Below are 18425 nucleotides of genomic sequence, written 5' to 3'. Positions count from 1 at the left end.
TGCGCCGGCCGGGTCCTGACCCGGCCGGCGCGCTCGCGCGAGGGTGCACCATAGGGGGCAGACCCGTGCGGGGACCGCCCCGCACGAGCCGCGGAGGGCGCGGCACCGGACACGACATGGAGCAGTGATGGCCGAGAAGCTGAAGTTGGTCGACCGGGTCCAGGCGATCAACTGGAACCGCGTCGAGGACGAGAAGGACGTCGAGGTCTGGGACCGGCTCGTCGGCAACTTCTGGCTCCCCGAGAAGGTGCCGGTGTCGAACGACATCCAGTCCTGGGCGACGCTGTCGGACGTCGAGAAGCAGATGACGACCCGCGTCTTCACGGGCCTGACCCTGCTCGACACGATCCAGGGCACCGTCGGCGCCGTCTCGCTCATCCCGGACGCGCTGACCCCGCACGAGGAGGCGGTGTACACCAACATCGCGTTCATGGAGTCGGTGCACGCCAAGTCCTACTCGTCGATCTTCTCGACGCTGATCTCCACGCGCGAGATCGACGAGGCGTTCCGCTGGTCGGAGGAGAACCCGAACCTGCAGCGCAAGGCCGAGATCGTCCTCGACTACTACCGGGGCGACGAGCCGCTCAAGCGCAAGGTCGCCTCGACCATGCTCGAGTCGTTCCTCTTCTACTCGGGCTTCTACGCGCCGATGTACTGGTCGTCCCGGGCCAAGCTCACCAACACGGCCGACCTGATCCGCCTCATCATCCGCGACGAGGCCGTGCACGGGTACTACATCGGCTACAAGTTCCAGAAGGGCCTGGAGAAGCTCACCGAGCCCGAGCGCCAGGACCTCAAGGACTACACGTTCGAGCTGCTCTTCGAGCTGTACGACAACGAGGTGGAGTACACCCAGGACCTGTACGACCCCCTGGGCCTCACCGAGGACGTCAAGGCGTTCCTCCGGTACAACGCCAACAAGGCCCTGATGAACCTGGGCTACGAGGCGCTGTTCCCGAAGGACGAGACGAACGTCAACCCGGCGATCCTCTCCGCCCTGTCCCCGAACGCCGACGAGAACCACGACTTCTTCTCCGGCTCGGGCTCCTCGTACGTCATCGGCAAGGCCGTGAACACCGAGGACGAGGACTGGGACTTCTGATCCCGGCCTGACCCCCGCAGCACCCCGACGCCCCGTCGAGCCCCGCGCTCGGCGGGGCGTTCGTCGTCGGGTCCCGTGACCCCTCATCGGGGCCGGCCGCCCCGTCCGGTCGCCCGGGCTCCGGCTGGTCGGGCATGCTCCGTCCGCCTCGGGCGGCGTCAGGCGATGGAGGCGTCCACGGGACGGCTCCTCGTGTCGCTCGCGCCCGCCACGATGTCGCGGTGCACCTCGAGCAGCTCGGCCGCCTTCTCCGCCACCTGCTGGCCCGCGGCCGTCGGCTCGCAGCCGTTCGCCGTCCTGCGGAGCAGGCGGGTGCGCAGCTGGCGCTCGAGGTGCGTCACGTGCGCGCTCACCGTGCTGAGCGAGTAGGTCAGCGCGATGGCTGCGGTCGTCATCGAACCGTGCTGGACCACCGCGAGGAACGTCGCCAGGTGGGTGATGGACAGATGCACGAGCCCCCCGTGTGCATGGTCATCGTTCGTGTTGCAGGAGTCATGATCCCATGTCATCCGCCTGGCTCGTCGGCCTTCGATCATCCCGAAGGCTCGGCGTCGTCGGTGCCGTCCGCCGGCGGCGGTGCCGCGCGAGAACCGTTCCGTTACCACCGGAGCGCCGACCTGCCTGCCGGTTCGCGAGCCCTTCGGGATCTCCGCAACCGTGTTCCGCTGGCAGCCGGGGGCCCGTGAGGCTGCGTACGAGCGCACCGAGGAGGGGGCGCCGGACGCAGGGAGAAGAACGTGAAGATCCGCAATCGAGTCACCGCCGGGATCGTGACCACGGCGCTCGCCGGGACGCTCATGCTGGCGTCGGGCCAGGCCGCCACCGCGACCACCCCGGCCCGGACCTCGGCCCCCGTCGCGTCCACCGCGGTGGCGTCGAGCGTCGCGGCAGGTCTCGGGTCGACGGCGCCGACGCCGCCGACCCCGTCCCCCGTGCAGCTCCCGGCCCCGACGCCGGCCCTGGGCGACGGCGGCGGGGCGAGCACCACCGCCATCCCGATCGCGGTGCGCCTCGCCGTCAAGGCCGCGCTGGAGGTCGTCAAGCGCACCAGCACCACCTGGTACAACAACATCATCCGCTACGTGAACAACGGCCGGACGGCCTTCGTGAACTGGTGGAACACGTCGGTCCCTGGCTGGGTCAAGACGCTCTTCGGCGGGGTGTCGGCCTCGGCGATCTACGACGCGATCCGGTGGATCATCGGGATCTGAGCCGGCGATCCGCGACCGGCTGACCGGTCCGCCCGGGACCCCGGGCGGACCGGTCAGCCGCGGGGGCGGCGGGCGTAGTCGCTGACGAACTGGGCCACGACGCCCGCGCCGGCCAGCACGACGGCCGGAACGAGAACCAGGGGTCCCATGGCGTCCCGGACGTCCCAGCCGATCGCGCCGCCGACGACGACCGCGACGAGCCAGAGGCCGGCCGCGACCAGCCCGGCGACGATCAGGGGACCTGCCTTCCTCCGGCGCGGGCTCTCGGGGACGAGCGCGGCGGCGTACTGCTCGGGAGCCCCGAGCTCCACCTCGAGAGCCGCGTCGTGCATCCGGAGGCTCTCGGCCTCGCGGACGACGTCGGCGATGAGCGCCTCATCGGCGCCGCGGGAGCGCAGCGCGAGTGTCAGCCTTCTCGTGTAGCTCACCGTGGAGCCTCCCCTGCTGGTCGGTGCAACGAGTCGAGGGCGCGGGTGACCTCGGCCCAGGCTCCGCGGGCGTGGTGGAGCTCCGTGGTGCCGAGCTCCGTCAGGGCGAAGACCTTCCGGGCGGGGCCGGATGCCGAGGTGTCCCACTCGTGGCTGATCAGCCGCTGCTCCTCCAGGCGTCGGAGCAGCGGGTAGAGCGTGCCGCCCTGCAGCCGGGCGAACCCGGCGCTCCGGAGCAGCGTCATGAGCTCGTACCCGTGACGCGGCTGCGAAGAGAGCGCGGCGAGAGCCCCGTACGGCAGTGCACCGCGGGAGAGCTCGGAACGCCAGTCGATCAGTGCCACACCTAGATAGTGGCACTACCTATGGTGCGGCGTCTACCCCCCGGTGGGCGTCCGATACGTCGTCCGACGTGGGTGAGGCTGCCCGCGACCGCGGTGCGAGCGCCGGCGGCCTGCACCGCGGCGACCGAGCCGGCGCTGACGCCGCCGGCCACCGAGAACGGCACCCCGGCGGCCTCGCCGGCCCGCGGGAGGGTGTCGAGGCTGAAGCCGGGCTCGGCCTGCTCGTCGAGGCCGGCGTGCATCTCGACGAACTCGGCGCCGAGCGCCACGACCTCGCGGGCGCGGGCGGGCTTGTCCGCGACCCCGATGAGGTCCACGACGACGCCCTTGCCGTGCTTCGGCGCGGCCGCGACGGCGCCGACGATCGTGCTGTCGCCCGCGGTGCCGAGCACCGTGACGAGGTCGGCGCCCTCGCCGAACGCGATGTCGGCCTCGAGCTCGCCGGCGTCCATCGTCTTGAGGTCGGCGAACACGATCTTGTCCGGGTGGGCCGGCGGCGCGAGCGGTCGGTCGCGGCGAGCCGACGGGCCTGGGCCAGGCCGCGCGCGTCACCCCCACCGCGTACCGTCGCGACCGTGACCGCCATGCTGCTGCTCTCCCTCGGCCAGGGCGCCGTGCCCGCGTTCCTCGCCGCGCACGCCCCGACGGACCGCCCGCTGACGATCGGCTACGTCCCCGACGCCGCCCGCGCGGACGCCGGCGCGTGGTGGGCCGTGGCCGAGCGCGAGCGGGTCGCCGCGCTGGGCCACGCCGTCGTCGACGTGCGGCTGACGGGCTCCGCCGCCGCGGAGGTGGCGCGCGCGCTCGACGGCGTCGACGCGCTGTACGTCGCGGGCGGGAACACGTTCGCCCTGCTGGACGCGCTGCGGACCTCCGGGGCGGACGCGCTGGTCGCCGAGCGGGTCCGCGCCGGCCTGCCGTACATCGGGTCCAGCGCCGGGTCGATCGTCGCCGGCCCGAGCACCGAGCCCGCGACGCTCATGGACGACCCCGCCGAGGCGCCCGGGCTGACCGACCGGCGCGGGCTCGGCCTCACGGACGCGGTCGTGGTGCCGCACGCCGACGGCAAGCTGCCGCCGTACCCGCTCGAGCTCATCGGCCGGACGCTGGACCGGTTCGGGTCGGACCACGAGCTGGTGCCGCTGTGCGACGACGAGGCGCTGCTGATCACGGGGCCGGGCTGGAAGGTCGTCGAGTCGGCCTGACGCCGCGCCGGGTCAGCCGTCCGCGGGGCCGGCCGCGCCCCGCCGGGCCCCGCGCGTGCGCAGCCACTGCGCGAGGCTCGTGACCACCGTGGCACCGACCGCGACGACGACGAGCCCGGTCACGTACCGCTCGAGCCCCGGCACGCGGGTGCCGAGCGCCCACCCGGCCAGCGGGATCGCGCACGCCCACACCGCACCGCCGACGACCTGCCACACGGTGAACGTGCGCAGCGGCACCCGGGTCATGCCGGCGAGCGGGTTGATCACCGTCCGGACCACCGGGACGAACCGCGCGAGCACGATCGTGCGCGCGGTCCCGTACCGCTCCACCATCGCGCCCGAGCGGTCGAGCGCCGCCCGCAGTCGGCCCTCGGGAGACGACCGGAGCACCCAGCGACCACCCGCGCGCCCCAGCGCGTAGCCCGCCTGGGCGCCGAGCAGCGCGCCCGCGGTCGCCGCGACGAGGACGCCGCCGAGCGGGAGGGTGTGCGCCGGGCCGGCGCTGAGCACGCCCGCGGCCAGCAGGAGGGTGTCGCCGGGGAGCAGGAACCCGATGAGCAGGCCGGTCTCCAGCAGGAGGACCACGAAGATCCCGGCGACCCCGAACGCCCCGAGCAGGGCGCCGGGGTCGAGGAGGTGCACGCGACCAGTATCCGCCCGGGCGCGTGAGTCGTGGGACGACGGAGCGGGGCCGGGCGGCGTGACGTCCGCCTCTTGACCGGGCGCTCCCCCGGGCGGCACGGTGCCGCCTACCCGCACGCGACGCCGAGGACGCGCAGGAGGCCGACCATGCCCGAGCTCTCCCCCCGCCTGCGCGGCGTCGTCGACGCCCTCCCGCTGCGGCCCGGCCTGCGCGTCCTCGAGGTCGGCGGCGCGCCCGGTGCGGCGGCGCGCGAGGTCGCCGAGCGCGTCGGCCCGGGCGGCCACGTCCTGGTGCTGGACCGGTCCGAGGCCGGGATCGCGCGGACGCGGGAGGCCTGCCGCGCGCTGGTCGAGGCCGGGCGGCTGTCGACGCTGTGCGCGCCCGTCGAGGACTTCGCGCTCCCGCCCGGCACCGCGCCGTTCGACCTGGCGTTCGCCTGCCGGGTCGGCGCCCTCGACGGCCGGCACCCGCGGTTGCGAGGCCCGGCGCTCGGCTGCCTGCGCGCGGCCCTGGTCCCCGGCGGGGTGCTTCTCGTCGACACCGGCGACCCGCTCGCCGTGGTCCGGCTCGACGGCCACGCCCCGGCGGCCGGCGCCCCGTAGGGTCGCGGGATGACGACCACCGCGCACGCCACCGGCCCGGCCTGAGGCGCTCGTGCTCGTCGTCCTCGTGCTCGCCGGCCTCGCGGTCGCCGTCGCGTCCCGGCGGGTGCCGTGGGTGCGCGACCGGCTGCCCGTCCCCGCGACGACGATCCTCGCCTGGACCGCTGCGGGCGTCGTCGGGCTCGCGCTCGCAGGGGTGGGGGAGAGCGCAGGCCGGGTCGTGCTCGCCGCGGCCGCGGCGGTGGCCGCCGGGGTGCTGGCGATCGCCGCCGCCGGGGCGCTGGTCGGGGCGGTGCGGCCCCGGGTCGCGCGGCGCCGCGCCCGGCACGCCGGCGACCCGTCCCTCGCGGACCGCGCGGTGGCGCTCGCGGACCGGCACCCGCTCACCGTCCGCGGCTGGGGCGTCGCGGCGCTCGGGGTGCGCTCGGTCGTGCGGGCAGGGGAGGTGCGGATCACCGGCCTCGCGGCGGAGATGACCTACTACGCGCTGATCTCCCTGGTGCCGATCGCGACCGCCCTCGGGGCCAGCCTCGGCTACCTGCGCCCGCTGCTGGGCGACGACGAGGTCGAGCAGATCCGCGCCGGGGTGGTCGACGGGCTGGCGACGGTGTTCGCGCAGCAGGTCGCGAGCGACGTGCTGGCGCCGCTGGTCGACGGGCTGCTGGACGAGCAGCGCGGCGGGTTCGCCCTCGGCGCTCTCCTCGTGACCCTCTACCTGGCCAGCCGGGTGTTCCGGGCGGCGGTGCGCGCCCTGGACGACGCGTACCGGGTGGCGTCCCGGCAGAACGTGGTGACGCAGTACCTGCTCGGGTTCGCGTTCACGGTCGGCGCCCTCGTCACGCTCGTCACCGTGCTGCTGCTGGTCGTGGTCGGCCCGCTGCTCGGCGGCGGCGAGGGGATCGCGACCCGGCTCGGCCTCGGGGACGCGTTCCGCGCGGCGTGGTCGGTGCTGCGCTGGCCGGCGGTGCTCGCGCTCGGCGGCGCCTTCCTCACCCTGCTGTACCGCTACGCGCCGAACGTCGTGAGCACCTGGCGCCGGTGCCTGCCGGGCGCGGTCGTCGGCACGCTCGGGGTCCTCCTGGTGTCGAGCGGGTTCGTGGCGTACGTCGCGGTGGCGGTCCCGGAGACGCCCGGCGCCGACGCCGGCAGCGCGGCCGTGGTCCGGGCGGCCGCGCAGATGCTCGGCCTGGTGCTGGCCGGTGCGCTGTGGATCTGGCTGTCGAGCATCGCCGTGCTGCTCGGCGGCGTGCTCAACGCGGAGGTCGACGCCGCGCGGACGCAGGGGCGCCGGGCGCGGGACGGGTCGCCCGGCCGGCGCGACGCGGGGAGGGACCGGCAAGGGGCCGAGGAATTGCGCGACGAGGTCGTCACGTAATTGCCGGGATATGTCGCCGTGGGGTCGCCGGGACGCGACCTGACAAGCATTTTTCTGCCCGCCCACGCCCCTGACCTGCGGCGACGCGAGTGAGCCAGGCCTTCCTTTCTGGCGGGCCCGGGAAATGCGCTCTACCGTCGAGAGGGTAGGAACCAGCCGCCCCTGTCCTGGAGGTCCCGATGAGCACGCTGATGGACCAGCCGCCCGTCTCCGAGTGTTCGGTCGACGGCTGCTCGTACAACCACGAGCACGCCTGCAGCGCCGCCGCCATCACGATCGCCGGTTCCGCCGGTGACGCGAAGTGCGCGACGTTCATCCCGCTGAACGTCAAGGGCGGGCTCGACCGCGTGGTCTCGCACGTCGGCGCCTGCCAGCGCACCGACTGCACGCACAACGAGCACCTCACCTGCGCGGCGGACGCCGTGCGGGTCGGCGCCGGCCACGACCTGGCCGACTGCCTCACCTACAGCCCGGCCTGAGCCCGAGGCCCCGCGCCGGCGAGCCCCCCAGCTCCGCCCCGGCGCGCGCGGCTGCCCAGGACGGTCGACGGCCCCGTCCCCCTCGCCCGGGGGCGGGGCCGCGCTGCGTCCGCCGGCCCGTCCCCGAGGGCCCGACGGCCCACGAAGGGGCGGGACCGGCCGCGATAGCGTCCGGGGCATGAGCGACCAGCAGCAGCCGTACCCGCAGGACCCGTACGCCGCGGACCCGTACGCCGGGCAGCAGCCGTACGCGGGGCAGGACCCGTACGCGGGTCAGGACCCGTACGCCGGCCAGCAGCCGTACGGGTACGGCGCGCCGGTGCCGTACGACGCGCGGTACGCGGCCGCCGGCTACCCGCCCGCGGCGTACGCCGGCGTCGACCCGGCCACCGGCCGCCCCTGGTCCGACAAGTCGCGGACGACCGCGGGCCTGCTGCAGCTGCTGCTGCCGTTCGCGGGCGTCTGCGGCGTCGGGCGGCTCTACGCCGGGCAGGTCGGGATCGGGCTGGCGCAGCTGCTCGGGTTCTTCCTCGGTGCCGCGCTCATGGTGGTGCTCGTCGGGTTCGTCATCGCCCCGGCCATCTGGATCTGGTCGGTCGTCGACGGCATCGTGCTGCTGTCCTCGGGCGGGTACGACCAGCACGGCCGCCGACTCCGCTGACCCCCGACCCGGGACGAGTGGACGATCTGGCCCGACACGCCGAAGCGTGTCGGGCCAGATCTTCCACTCGAGGGCTCGGGACCGTCAGTCCTCGCGCTCGGTCGCCGCGGCCACGGCCGCCGCGATCGGCGTGGCGCCCTCGGACAGCTCCAGGACCAGGCCGGCGGTGCGCGGCTCGTCCAGCAGGGCGACCAGCACGGCCGCCACGTCGTCGCGCGGCACCTGCCCGTGCGGCACCTCGGCGCCCAGGCGGACGTGCCCGGTGCCGGCATCGTCGGTCAGGCCGCCCGGCCGCAGGATCGTCCAGTCGAGGTCGCGGGCGCGCAGGTCCTCCTCGGCGGCGGTCTTCGCGCGCAGGTACACGACGAACGTCTCGTCGGTGCCCTCCGGCGGCTCGGCGCCCGCGCCGACCGAGGACACGAGCAGGTAGCGCCGGACCCCGGCCTGCTGCGCCGCGTCGGCGAGCAGCGCGGCGGCGCCGCGGTCGACGGTGTCCTTGCGGGCCGCGCCGCTGCCCGGGCCGGCGCCGGCGGCGAACACCACCGCGTCGGCGTCCGAGAGCTGGGCCGCGAGCTCGGCGGCGTCCGCGGACTCGAGGTCGAGCAGCACAGCGGTGGCGCCGTCCGCCTCGACGTCCGCGACGTGCTCGGGGTTCCGCACGATCGCGAGCGGCGTGTCACCCCGCTCCGCGAGCTGCCTGCTCAAGCGGCGGGCGATCTGACCGTGGCCTCCGGCGATGGCGATGCGCATGCCACCCACGGTAGGAGCGCGGCCCGGGAGCCGCACCCGCTGCCCGGGCCGCGGGTGCGGCGCGCTGCGCGCCGCACGTCGGGTGGCCGGTCCCCGGGCCTGGCAGGGGGCCTTGTCGTGCTCGGCCCGGGAACCGACCGCGTCGTCCGACGCCAGGGGGGCGAACGCCGGACGACTGCGGACCGCCGCGCCCCGGACCCGAGGGCCGGGCTGCGGTGGTCGTCGCACGCACCACGCTACGGCCGCGCAAGCCCGCTGGGCAGACCGATGGGTAGCGACCGGGTCGAAGTTGGGTGGCACTCGCGACCGCGGTGAGGGGCGCCGGAGCGAGCCGGCGCGACCACTCAGCCGCGCGCTGAGGGGCGCGTCCCGTCCCGGCTGGGTGGTCGAGGCCGGATCCCGCGCGCCCGGACCTGACCGGCCGCGCCCGGTCAGGCGGTCTCGGCCGAGGCGTCCAGCGGCCGGAGACCGGCGAGCCGTCCGCGGATGCTCTGCACGTCGTCCTCGCGCCCGCCCGTGCCGGGCACCAGGGACAGCGCGGTGAACGTCTCGGCGGTGGGCAGCAGGTCGCGGGCGAGGTCGCGCAGCGCCTCGGCGACCTCGGCGAGGTCGGCGGCGTGCTCCGCGTCGAGCCCGGGGCCGTCGCCCTGCAGGCCGACGTACAGGACGAAGCCGGCCCGGCCGCCGGGACCGGCGCCGGGCGCGGGGCGCGCGAGGGCCGGCTCGAGCGCGGGCGTCCGCCGGCGGGCGGCGGCGGGGACGGCGGGCGGGGCGGCGGCGGTGCGGGGTCGGGCCACGGGATGCTCCGAGGTGGGCGCGGGGACCGCGAGGCGGTCGCGGGTGGTCGGGGGACGCGGGGCGTCAGGACCGACAGCGCGTGCGGCGGGCTCCCGGGCGCACGCCGACGGACGCCGGGGCGGCGTGGGTCGGGTAGCGGTGGAGCGGCACGCCCCCGATGGTGGCAGCCGCGGCGGCGGGGGCCAAGGGGATTCCCGCGGGGGTCTCAGCGGCCGAGACCGGATGACCGCGGCCGGCGGCAGGGCTGCAGGGCCCCGCGGCCGGCGTCAGACGACGCCGTACAGCCGGTCGCCGGCGTCGCCGAGGCCCGGGATGATGTAGGCGTTCTCGTCGAGCCGCTCGTCGACGGCCGCGACCACCACGGTCACGTCGCCGCGGTCGCCGACCGCCTTCTCGACGACCTCGAGACCCTCGGGCGCGGCGAGCAGGCACACGGCCGTGACGTCGCGGGCGCCGCGGGCGAACAGGTAGTCGATCGCCGCGACCAGCGTGCCGCCGGTGGCGAGCATCGGGTCGACCAGGAAGCACTGCCGGCCGGTGAGGTCCTCGGGCAGGCGGTTGGCGTAGGTGATCGCCTCGAGCGTCTCCTCGTCGCGCTGCATGCCCAGGAAGCCGACCTCGGCGGTCGGCATCAGACGGGTCATGCCGTCGAGCATGCCGAGGCCGGCGCGCAGGATCGGGACGACCAGCGGCAGCGGCTCGGCGATCTTCACGCCGGTGGTGGTGGCGACCGGGGTCACGACCTCGACGGGCTCGGTGCGCACGTCGCGGGTCGCCTCGTAGGCCAGCAGGGTCACCAGCTCGTCGACGAGCTTGCGGAACGTGGGGGACGACGTGTCCTTGTTCCGGAGCACCGACAGCTTGTGGGCGACGAGCGGGTGGTCGGCGACGTGCAGGCGCATGGGGTCAACCTACCGTGCGCGGCCCGGGCCGGACGCCGCGGACGGTCCGGGGTGACGGGGGACACCACCGGGCCGTGCGCGAGGATGGGCCGCATGTTCGCGCGCCCCGACGACCTGACCGCCATGGGCCTGGCCCTGACCGAGGCCGCGGCGTGCGCGGCGACCGGCGACGTGCCCGTGGGCGCCGTGGTGCTCGGCCCGGGCGGCGAGGTCGTCGGCGCGGGCCGCAACCGCCGCGAGGCCGACGGCGACCCCACCGCGCACGCGGAGGTCCTGGCGCTGCGCGCGGCGTCCGACGCGCTCGGCCGGTGGCGGCTGGACGACTGCACGCTGGTGGTCACGCTGGAGCCGTGCCTGATGTGCGCGGGGGCGACCGTGCTGGCGCGGGTGCCGCGGCTCGTCCTCGGCGCGTGGGACCCGAAGGCGGGGGCGTGCGGCTCGCAGTGGGACGTCGTGCGCGACTCCCGGCTGAACCACCGGGTCGAGGTCGTCGGGGGGGTGCGCGAGGAGGAGTGCGGCGCGGTGCTGCGCGAGTTCTTCGCGCAGCACCGCGCCTGACCCGGCACGGATGACGAGGGGCCCCGCGCGGTCGACTCCGCGCAAGGCCCCTCGTGTCGTCCCGTGCGGCTCGCTCAGCCGCCCGTCACGTTGTCGTACGCCCGCTGCGCGGCGGTCTGGGCGTCGGCCAGCGCCTCCTCGGGCGTCTTGTCGCCGAGCAGCGCCGCGGTGATGGCGTTGTTCAGCTCGTTCTGGATGTCCTGGCCGGCGGGCGAGGACCCGAAGGTCTTCCCGTAGTCCACGACGTCGTAGAAGGTCGAGATGACCTGGTCGAAGCCGGCGTCGCCGGTCTCGGTGACGTACTGCTCGCGGATCGCCTGGTCGGCCGCCGGCGAGCCGGTGAACAGGCCGGTGTTGATGCCGCCGTCGGAGGCGATGGTGTCGGCGCGGGCCTCACCGGCCGCCATCCACGCGTCCTGCGAGGTCAGGTTCAGCATCCAGGCGCAGGCGGCGTCCTTGTTCTGCGCGCCCGCCGGGATGACGAAGGCGGTGCCGGAGGCGACGGAGAACGGCTCGCCGTCCTGGTCGCGGAACGGCACCGCCTCGATCTCGATCTGGCCGACGTAGGCGCCGAGCACGTTCGGGTACCACTGGGCGTTGACCTGCGCACCGACCTGGTCGGTGACGTACTGGTTGTTGTCGCCGAACGTGTCGAACGAGTCGGTGAACGACTTGACCTTGGCGAAGCCGCCCTGGGCGTCGGTGATCTGCTTGAGCAGCTCGATGCCCGCGACGTTGGACGGGTCGTCCAGCGTCGGCCGGCCTTCCGCGTCGGTGAGCTGGCCGCCCTGGCCGAGGATCCACAGGCCGCCCTGGCCGGTCGCCTGCGGGTCGAGGCCGAGCGTGGTGGGGACGCCGCCGCTCTCGGCGTACATCGTCTCGATCGCCGCGACCAGCACGTCGGGCTGCGACGTGTCGATCTGGTCGGCGGTGACGCCGGCGGCGTCCATGACCCGCTTGTTCAGGATGATGGCCGGCGGCTGGTAGAACTGCGGCACCGCCCAGACCTGGTCGCCGTAGCGCACGTCGTCGACGACCGAGGGGTAGTACTGCTCGTCCGGGTCGACGTCGTGGGCGCTGTAGCAGGCGTCCAGCGGCATGATGAGGTCCTGGGCCGCGTACGTGGTGACGTACCGACGGTCCATCTGCACCACGTCCGGGACGTCGCCGGAGGCGAGCCGGGTCGTGAACTTCTGCGCGTCGAACGCGGTGGCGTCGAGCTCGACCTCGACGTCGGACAGCTGCTCGGCCGCGTAGTCCAGGCGGGAGGTGCCGACGTCGTCGGCGTTCTCGAAGCCCCAGGCGTTGAGCGTGCCCGAGGCCTCGGTGGTGAAGTCGGTGGATCCGCTGGCGCCCTCGTCGCCGCCGCCCGAGCTGCAGGCGGCCAGGGCGAGCGCGGTGATCGGCAGCAGGGCGATCGCGGCCCGGCGGCTCTTCCTCATGAACGTCTTCCCTTCCTCGGCCGGCGGGCCGGCGTCGTCGCCGGTCCGCGGGAGAGCCCTCGGCGGCGGTGCCGAGGATCTGAAAACCTTCCCACATCGGACGGTAGAACAGAGGCCTCGTCTGCGACAAGACCCTAGGGATCACGGAGTGATCACGCCTGTCGGCGGCGTGATCACCGTGGACGTGAACCCGTAGCGATGGCTACGCTCATATGGCAACGATGCCACAATCGGAGGACTCGAGGATGCCGTCCCTGCCCGCTGATGATCGCACCGACGACCTCGCGGCGGACGGTGCGCCGTCGCCCGGCGGCCCGCTGCTGGACCGCGCGATCCGGCAGGTCCTCCTGGTGGGCCACACCCACCACGACGTCGGGTACACGAACAGCCCGCGCCTGGTCGACGACCTGCACGCGGAGACCGTACGGCGGGTGCTCGACCTGTGCGACACGAACGACGGGGACGGCCCCGACGCGTTCCGGTGGACCTTCGAGGTGGTCAGACCGGTGCTCCGGTTCCTCGAGACCGCAGGTCCCGCCGACGTGGACCGGCTGCGTCGCCGGGTCGCCGAGGGACGCGTCACGGTCACCGGCGGTTACCTGAACATGACCCAGCTCCCGGGCGACGCCGAGCTCGACGCGGCCTACGACGCGCTCGACCGGCTGCGCGCGGCCGGTGTCCCCGTGCGCACCGAGCAGCACGGCGACGTCAACGGCATCGCCTGGGGGGCGGTGGACGCCATGCGCCGCGCCGGGATCGACCGCCTCGTCATGGCGCTGAACCCCGACCACGGGCGGCCGCCGTACCCGCAGCCCACCGGGTTCTGGTGGGAGGGGCCGGCGGGCGGCCGCGTGTTCACCTGGCTGTCGACGCACTACGGCGTCGGCGAGGAGTGGGGGATCGTGGACGGCGACGTCGAGGCCGCCGAGGCGCACGTCGCCGACTTCGTAGCCGCGCTGGGGGAGCGGGACGACTACCCCTACGACACGGCGGTGGTGCACGCCGCGAACGACAACCGGTGGCCGACGGCGCTGTTCCTCGAGGTGGTGCGGCACTGGAACGCCCGGCACCCCGACGTCCCGATGCGCACGGCCACGGTCGACGAGGCGCTGGACGTGCTGCGGCCGCAGGCCGAGGCCGCGGATGTGCCGGTCGCCCGCGGCGAGTGGTCCGACTGGTGGGCGCACGGGCACGGCTCGACCGCCCGCGAGGTGGCGGTGTACCGGGAGGCCCGGTCGTTCGCGCGCGCCGCGCAGACGACCCTCGGGCTGACCCGGCTCCGCGGGGACGGGTCGCCGGCGCTCGCGGACGTGATCGGCTACCGGCGCGGTCCGGTGCGGCTGCGGTCCGATGCCGAGGTCGCACGGGACCTCGACCGGGTCGACGCCGAGCTGCTGCTGTTCGCCGAGCACACCTGGGGGTCGTGGGAGACGTACTCGAAGCCGTACTCGTCGTTCAGCCACTCGCACTGGAACGCGAAGGCCGGGTTCGCGTACGGCGCGTTCGACCTCGCGCGCGACCTGGCGGTCGAGGGGCTGTTCCGGGTGGTGGTGAGCGACGACCCCGCCGGGGCGCGTCCCGCCGGGTCGGCGGAGCGCGCGACGCGCGTGGTCGTCGTCAACCCGACCGGGCGCGCGCGCACCGAGCCGGTCGAGGTCGAGGTGCACGGCCGAGCCCGGGCCCGGACCGTGGCGACGGTCCCGGCGTTCGGCGTCGCCACGGTGCCGCTGCCGCCGCCGCCCGGCGGGTCCCGGGCCGCGCGCGAGGTCGCCTGCGGCGCCTACCGGGCCGTGGTCGACCCGGCGCGGGGCGGCGTGGTCTCGCTGGTGCACCGGCCGACCGGCCGCGAGCTCGTCGACGACGTGGCCGGGCACGGGCTCGGCGCCGTGGTCACGGAGACCGTCGTGCCCGGCAGCGAGCACCCGATGGTCGTCCGTGACCCGAAGGACTTCCACCCGGACTTCCCGGGTCCCGACTTCGACCGGCGGCACGCCACCGGCGACGAGGAGCCGCTCGTCACGGAGGCCGGGACGTGGGCGCGGATCGCGTGGCGGACCACCCCGCCCGGGCTGCCCACGACCACGACGACGCTGACGCTGTACCGCGACCTCGACGTGGTGGACCTCGAGGTCGCGCTGGTGAAGCCGGAGGTGTTCGGGCCGGAGAGCATCCACGTGGCGTTCCCGTTCCGCGTCGCCGACCCCGAGCTGCTGCTCGAGACCGCCGGCGCGGTGTACGCCGCGGAGACCGAGCAGCTGCCCGACACCTCGAAGGACTGGTACTCGATCCAGCACGCGGTCGGCGTCCACCGCCCCGGCGAGGACGGCGGCGTGCTGTGGGGCGCGGTGGACGCGCCGCTCGTGCAGCTCGGGGGCCTGCACACCGGCGAGTGGGCCCGCAAACTGCGCGCCCCGACCGGGTACGTGTCGTCGTGGCTGATGAACAACCTGCACTTCACGAACTTCCAGGCCCGGCAGGAGGGGACCCGCGCGTACCGGTACCGGTTCGCCGCGGTCGACGGGCCGGTGACGCGGGAGCGGGTGCGGGTGTTCGGGCGCGACCTGGCGGAGCCGCTGCAGGCGCGGGCGTACGACGGACCGGTGACGGTCGACGGCGCCACCGGGCTGCGCGTCACGCCGGCGGACCGGGTGCTGGCGGAGGTCCGCCCGCTGGCGGACGGGTCCGTCCGCGTGCGGCTGCGGAACGTCGCGGCCGATCCCGTCGAGGCGGAGGTGGCGTGGGACGGGCCCGGGCGGGTGGTGGGTGCCGGCCCGGTGCTCCTCGGCCCGCACGGTGTGGGCGACGTGCGGCTCCGCCGGGAGGGCTGAGCGGGGGGCGGCGCCCGGCCGTCGCCGGCCGGGAGTGCACGAGACACGTCGAGCGAGCATCCGGCGGACGCTCGCTCGACGTGTCTCGTGCACGGTGGCGAGGCGTCAGCCCGCGTCGTCCGCCGACGGCGCCTCGGCCGGGCGCGGGCGTCCCGTGCCGTCCGGGGTGGCCGCCTCGGTGGCGGTCAGCGCGTCGGTGGCCGCGTGGTCGTCGGTCGGGGGTGCGTCGTCGGCCACCCGGTCCTCGGGCGCCGTCGGCCCCGCCGGCCCCGACCGCACGTCGCCCTCGGCGCCGGCCAGCGGTCGCTCCACGAGGTCGACCTCCACCACCGGCGCGTCCGGGTCGGCCGGCACCCGGAACGTCCGCAGCTGGAAGGGCCGGAACTCCGCCTCGATCGTCCGGCCGACCAGCGGCAGCGCGAGACGCGCCGTCCCCGGCTCGCCGCGGGTCTCGACCGCCCGGACCACCAGGTCGGCGCCCCCGGGGCCGTCGGCCGCGTCCTCCGAGCCCTTCAGCGCCGTGATCGAGACCGCGCCGCCGTCGTCGGACGCGAAGGACCCCGTGTGCGGCAGCGCGCCGGCGTGGAACGACTCGAGCATCGCGCGCACCGGCGAGCCGAGCAGCGCCGCCCGGCGGCCGGGGGCGGCGGCGTGCCGGTCGCCGGCGTGCGGCACCAGCTCGTAGGAGAACCGCTGGATGCCCTGGTCCTGGTAGGAGTAGACGTCGTCGCCGTCGAGCAGCCGCGGGTCGTGCCAGGCGTACACCGGGCTGCGCACCGCGGTGACGCCGATGCTCGGCTCGGCGCCGGGCGACACGTCGTAGCCGTGCTTGTTCGTGGTGACGAGCGTCAGGCCCGCGGGCCGCCCGTCGAGCGTCCCGGTGAGGTCGACCCAGCCCTGGCCGGGCTCCTCGGCGCCGTCCACCGGCCGCTCGAGCTCGGCGTACGGGATCTGGTAGGTCGCCCGCGGGTCGCTCAGCGCGGTCGGGAACCGGAGCTTGAGCAGGTGCGCCCGCTCCCGCCAGTCCAGCGTGACGTCGACCCGCAGCACCGCGGAGTCGTGGTCGAGCAGCAGCTCCTCGATCAGCGTCGAGGCGCCCCACTCCCGCTCGACCCGCACCCGGGCCCGCAGCGGACCCGACTCGCGGACGACGACCCGCGCGACCTCCATGCTGTCGCCCGCCCACGCGTAGGACACCACGCGGTGCCCCCAGGTGTCGGTGGGGTCGTCGCAGACCTGCGTGTGCGCGCTGCCGTCGACCCCGCGCAGGACGTCGAGCCCGGTGCGCTTGTCGAGGTACGAGCGGAGCCAGCCGGTCGCCGGGTCGAGCTCGACGCGGACCAGGTCGTTCTCCAGCACCGTCCCGCTCGCGGACAGCGCGCTCGGGGCGCCGCTGCTCCACGCCGGGCGCGCCGGCTCGGCCTCCATCCGGACCCGGTACAGCCGGTAGCCGAGGGCCGGGACCTCGGCCCGGAGCACGAGGGCGCCGCGTCCGGTCTGGTTGGTGGCCGCGCGGGACTGCGTCGGCTGCGAGACGACCACCCGCCCGTCGCCGTCGACCACGTGCACCGCGCCCTGGTGCGAGCCGTAGTGCAGCTCGACGTCCGTCGACACCGGCCACGGGTGCGGGTTGAACACCAGCACCGGCTGGGTCGCGGTGTCCTGGGGGATGTCGACCTGCCGGGCGATCGTGTTGTGCGCCCGCGTGATGATCCGCTTGGCGACGGACACCGCCTCGCCGAGCTGGTCGCGGGCGTCGTCGTAGGCGTGCTCGATCGCCGAGCCCGGCAGCACGTCGTGGAACTGGTTGAACAGCACCTGCTTCCAGGCGCGCTCCAGGTCCTCGCGCGGGTACGGAATGCCGTCGTGCACGGCGGTGACCGCGGCCCAGCGCTCGGCGGACAGGAGGGCGTACTGCGCGCGGCGCTGCCAGGCCTTGATGCCGGAGTGCGCCGAGTAGCAGCCGGGGGCGTGGTGCTGGAGGTCGTCGGTCCAGGTGGTCAGGCGGTCGAGGAGCTCCGCGCCTCGCTCCCGCACGCCGTCCAGGTACGCGCGGGGGGACGACATCCGCAGCCGGCCGAACGAGCCCATCCGGTCGTAGCGGTGGATCGACTCGATGTTGGCGATCGTCGGGCCGCCGCCGTGGTTGCCGACCCCGTACAGGACCATGACGTCGCCGAGCGAGCGGTCGAGCGCACCCAGCGCCTTGTCGACCTGGCCGTCGACCGACCCGGCCGGGGAGCAGTACTCGAACGGGATCCGGTAGGCCAGCACCTCGCTGCCGTCGGGCGCCCGCCACCGGAACAGCGTGTCGTCGAGCGCGCTCTCGTGCGGGCCGGGGCGCAGGAACAGGTAGGAGTCCAGGCCGTGGCCGCGCAGCACGGTCGGCAGGCTGGCGCTGTGCCCGAACGGGTCCGCGTTCATGCCGACCGTGGCGGCCTTCCCGAACCGGGAGATCAGGTAGCGCTGGCCGTACAGGCCCTGGCGCGCGAACGACTCGCCCATGGGCATGTTGCAGTCCGGCTCGACCCACCAGCCGCCGACGTTGTCCCACCGGCCCTCGGCGACCCGCTCGGTGATGCGCGCGAACAGCTCGGGGTCGGACTCCTCGACCCAGGACAGCAGCACCATCTGGTCGCAGGTGAACACGAAGTCCGGGTACTCGTCCATCCGGTGGATCGCGGACCAGAACGTGGCTCGGGCCTCCTGGTAGCCCTCCTGCCACGGCCAGAGCCAGACGGGGTCGATGTGCGAGTTCCCGATCATGTGGATGGTCCGGTCCGGCGTCGCGTGCGGGCGGGGGTGGGGCGGCAGGTCGCGGGGCTGGGCGCCCGCCGGTGCGTTGGACAGGGGTGCGCCCGTGGTTCGGCGTGGCCGGCTCATCGTGCTCCTCGTGCGTCGTCGCGCGGGTTCGTGGTGCGGGGCGGGTCCCGGGGTGTGCGCGACGCCTCGCCCCACCGGCCGGCCGCGCACCGCCATCGTACGCTGCAATCGATCCCATATCGAGGGCCGTGGACCTGCCGCGACGGGAGGAACGCAGCGCTTGAGTGTGCGGTGCTGCACAACTGTCCGGCGATTGACATCACCCGCGCCCGCT

The 18425-nt window shown here is 75.0% G+C and carries 18 protein-coding genes and 1 pseudogene; 9 read left to right on the top strand and 10 right to left on the bottom strand.

The genetic code is table 11. The features are described 5' to 3' along the window. Positions 1-127 precede the first annotated feature (127 nt). The gene (gene nrdF / locus Cpa01nite_RS06480) at positions 128-1102 is read left to right on the top strand and encodes a class 1b ribonucleoside-diphosphate reductase subunit beta (RefSeq protein ID WP_203667926.1); all 975 of its coding nucleotides are present in this window, start codon (positions 128-130) and stop codon (positions 1100-1102) included. A 158-nt stretch (positions 1103-1260) separates the two neighbouring features. On the opposite strand, the gene Cpa01nite_RS06475 is transcribed toward nrdF, so the two are convergent. Next, positions 1261-1554, bottom strand: a complete 294-nt coding sequence (locus tag Cpa01nite_RS06475) for a LysR family transcriptional regulator (RefSeq protein WP_203667925.1) — start codon at positions 1552-1554, stop codon at positions 1261-1263. 285 nt (positions 1555-1839) lie between these two features. Between Cpa01nite_RS06475 and Cpa01nite_RS06470 the strand changes: the two genes are divergently transcribed. Continuing rightward, positions 1840-2313: a hypothetical protein gene (locus tag Cpa01nite_RS06470; RefSeq protein WP_203667924.1), complete on the top strand. Its 474-nt coding sequence runs from the start codon at positions 1840-1842 to the stop codon at positions 2311-2313. A 53-nt stretch (positions 2314-2366) separates the two neighbouring features. Here the strand turns inward: Cpa01nite_RS06470 and Cpa01nite_RS06465 are convergent, their stop codons facing one another. The 3 genes and pseudogenes from Cpa01nite_RS06465 to Cpa01nite_RS06455 form a co-directional block, all read right to left on the bottom strand. Further along, positions 2367-2741, bottom strand: a complete 375-nt coding sequence (locus Cpa01nite_RS06465) for a YdbT family protein (RefSeq protein ID WP_203667923.1) — start codon at positions 2739-2741, stop codon at positions 2367-2369. Next, positions 2738-3085 carry a PadR family transcriptional regulator gene (locus Cpa01nite_RS06460; protein WP_203667922.1) on the bottom strand — a complete coding sequence of 116 codons (348 nt, stop codon included), beginning with the start codon at positions 3083-3085 and terminating at the stop codon, positions 2738-2740. Before Cpa01nite_RS06460 ends, Cpa01nite_RS06465 begins: the two co-directional genes overlap by 4 nt. A 2-nt stretch (positions 3086-3087) precedes the next feature. Then, positions 3088-3576 (bottom strand): annotated as a pseudogene (locus Cpa01nite_RS06455) (orotidine 5'-phosphate decarboxylase / HUMPS family protein); the annotation flags it as partial. A gap of 93 nt (positions 3577-3669) precedes the next feature. Between Cpa01nite_RS06455 and Cpa01nite_RS06450 the strand changes: the two are divergent. Continuing rightward, complete coding sequence (locus Cpa01nite_RS06450) at positions 3670-4290, top strand: Type 1 glutamine amidotransferase-like domain-containing protein (RefSeq protein WP_239068588.1); 621 nt, start codon at positions 3670-3672, stop codon at positions 4288-4290. A gap of 12 nt (positions 4291-4302) precedes the next feature. On the opposite strand, the gene Cpa01nite_RS06445 is transcribed toward Cpa01nite_RS06450, so the two are convergent. Then, on the bottom strand, positions 4303-4932 hold the full coding sequence (locus tag Cpa01nite_RS06445) for a DedA family protein (protein ID WP_203667920.1): 630 nt from the start codon (positions 4930-4932) through the stop codon (positions 4303-4305). A 147-nt stretch (positions 4933-5079) separates the two neighbouring features. Here Cpa01nite_RS06445 and Cpa01nite_RS06440 point away from each other — a divergent pair, with 147 nt between their 5' ends. The 4 genes from Cpa01nite_RS06440 (at position 5080) to Cpa01nite_RS06425 (ending at position 8050) form a co-directional block, all read left to right on the top strand. After that, complete coding sequence (locus Cpa01nite_RS06440) at positions 5080-5535, top strand: SAM-dependent methyltransferase (RefSeq protein ID WP_203667919.1); 456 nt, start codon at positions 5080-5082, stop codon at positions 5533-5535. Positions 5536-5587: 52 nt separating this feature from the next. Further along, a complete protein-coding gene (locus tag Cpa01nite_RS06435) occupies positions 5588-6910 on the top strand; it encodes a YihY/virulence factor BrkB family protein (protein WP_203667918.1) in 1323 nt (440 codons plus the stop codon). Between the two features lie 179 nt (positions 6911-7089). After that, on the top strand, positions 7090-7389 hold the full coding sequence (locus Cpa01nite_RS06430; protein WP_203667917.1) for a DUF1540 domain-containing protein: 300 nt from the start codon (positions 7090-7092) through the stop codon (positions 7387-7389). Positions 7390-7567: 178 nt separating this feature from the next. Then, on the top strand, positions 7568-8050 hold the full coding sequence (locus tag Cpa01nite_RS06425; protein ID WP_203667916.1) for a TM2 domain-containing protein: 483 nt from the start codon (positions 7568-7570) through the stop codon (positions 8048-8050). 84 nt (positions 8051-8134) lie between these two features. On the opposite strand, the gene Cpa01nite_RS06420 is transcribed toward Cpa01nite_RS06425, so the two are convergent. The 3 genes from Cpa01nite_RS06420 to upp form a co-directional block, all read right to left on the bottom strand. Further along, entirely contained in the window at positions 8135-8800 is a 666-nt protein-coding gene (locus Cpa01nite_RS06420; RefSeq protein WP_203667915.1) for an SDR family oxidoreductase, read from the bottom strand. A 431-nt stretch (positions 8801-9231) separates the two neighbouring features. Then, positions 9232-9597 carry a hypothetical protein gene (locus Cpa01nite_RS06415; protein ID WP_203667914.1) on the bottom strand — a complete coding sequence of 122 codons (366 nt, stop codon included), beginning with the start codon at positions 9595-9597 and terminating at the stop codon, positions 9232-9234. A 267-nt stretch (positions 9598-9864) separates the two neighbouring features. After that, complete coding sequence (upp, locus tag Cpa01nite_RS06410; protein WP_203667913.1) at positions 9865-10500, bottom strand: uracil phosphoribosyltransferase; 636 nt, start codon at positions 10498-10500, stop codon at positions 9865-9867. A 123-nt stretch (positions 10501-10623) separates the two neighbouring features. Between upp and Cpa01nite_RS06405 the strand changes: the two genes are divergently transcribed. After that, positions 10624-11058 (top strand): nucleoside deaminase, encoded by a 435-nt coding sequence (locus Cpa01nite_RS06405; RefSeq protein ID WP_203667982.1) that lies wholly within the window; start codon positions 10624-10626, stop codon positions 11056-11058. Between the two features lie 74 nt (positions 11059-11132). On the opposite strand, the gene Cpa01nite_RS06400 is transcribed toward Cpa01nite_RS06405, so the two are convergent. Continuing rightward, entirely contained in the window at positions 11133-12500 is a 1368-nt protein-coding gene (locus Cpa01nite_RS06400) for an ABC transporter substrate-binding protein (protein WP_203667912.1), read from the bottom strand. A 245-nt stretch (positions 12501-12745) separates the two neighbouring features. On the opposite strand from Cpa01nite_RS06400, the gene Cpa01nite_RS06395 reads away from it, so the two are divergent. Beyond that, positions 12746-15328: a glycoside hydrolase family 38 N-terminal domain-containing protein gene (locus Cpa01nite_RS06395; RefSeq protein WP_239068581.1), complete on the top strand. Its 2583-nt coding sequence runs from the start codon at positions 12746-12748 to the stop codon at positions 15326-15328. Positions 15329-15433: 105 nt separating this feature from the next. Here Cpa01nite_RS06395 and Cpa01nite_RS06390 read toward each other — a convergent pair whose 3' ends face one another. Then, a complete protein-coding gene (locus tag Cpa01nite_RS06390; RefSeq protein WP_239068580.1) occupies positions 15434-18094 on the bottom strand; it encodes an alpha-mannosidase in 2661 nt (886 codons plus the stop codon). Positions 18095-18425: the final 331 nt, after the last annotated feature.

The sequence above is a fragment of the Cellulomonas pakistanensis genome (assembly GCF_016862755.1).
Lineage (GTDB): Bacteria > Actinomycetota > Actinomycetes > Actinomycetales > Cellulomonadaceae > Cellulomonas > Cellulomonas pakistanensis.
The sequence above is the reverse complement of the archived record's forward strand: the minus strand, read 5'-3'. Positions and strand labels throughout refer to the sequence as shown.

What these genes read in the sequence shown, in the direction of transcription:
- nrdF (WP_203667926.1), top strand. Translation starts at nt 128, where the DNA reads ATGGCCGAGAAGCTGAAGTTGGTCGACCGGGTCCAGGCGATCAACTGG.
- Cpa01nite_RS06450 (WP_239068588.1), top strand. Translation starts at nt 3,670, where the DNA reads ATGCTGCTGCTCTCCCTCGGCCAGGGCGCCGTGCCCGCGTTCCTCGCC.
- Cpa01nite_RS06440 (WP_203667919.1), top strand. Translation starts at nt 5,080, where the DNA reads ATGCCCGAGCTCTCCCCCCGCCTGCGCGGCGTCGTCGACGCCCTCCCG.
- Cpa01nite_RS06430 (WP_203667917.1), top strand. Translation starts at nt 7,090, where the DNA reads ATGAGCACGCTGATGGACCAGCCGCCCGTCTCCGAGTGTTCGGTCGAC.
- Cpa01nite_RS06425 (WP_203667916.1), top strand. Translation starts at nt 7,568, where the DNA reads ATGAGCGACCAGCAGCAGCCGTACCCGCAGGACCCGTACGCCGCGGAC.
- Cpa01nite_RS06420 (WP_203667915.1), bottom strand. Translation starts at nt 8,800, where the DNA reads ATGCGCATCGCCATCGCCGGAGGCCACGGTCAGATCGCCCGCCGCTTG.
- upp (WP_203667913.1), bottom strand. Translation starts at nt 10,500, where the DNA reads ATGCGCCTGCACGTCGCCGACCACCCGCTCGTCGCCCACAAGCTGTCG.
- Cpa01nite_RS06405 (WP_203667982.1), top strand. Translation starts at nt 10,624, where the DNA reads ATGGGCCTGGCCCTGACCGAGGCCGCGGCGTGCGCGGCGACCGGCGAC.
- Cpa01nite_RS06400 (WP_203667912.1), bottom strand. Translation starts at nt 12,500, where the DNA reads ATGAGGAAGAGCCGCCGGGCCGCGATCGCCCTGCTGCCGATCACCGCG.
- Cpa01nite_RS06395 (WP_239068581.1), top strand. Translation starts at nt 12,746, where the DNA reads ATGCCGTCCCTGCCCGCTGATGATCGCACCGACGACCTCGCGGCGGAC.
- Cpa01nite_RS06390 (WP_239068580.1), bottom strand. Translation starts at nt 18,094, where the DNA reads ATGATCGGGAACTCGCACATCGACCCCGTCTGGCTCTGGCCGTGGCAG.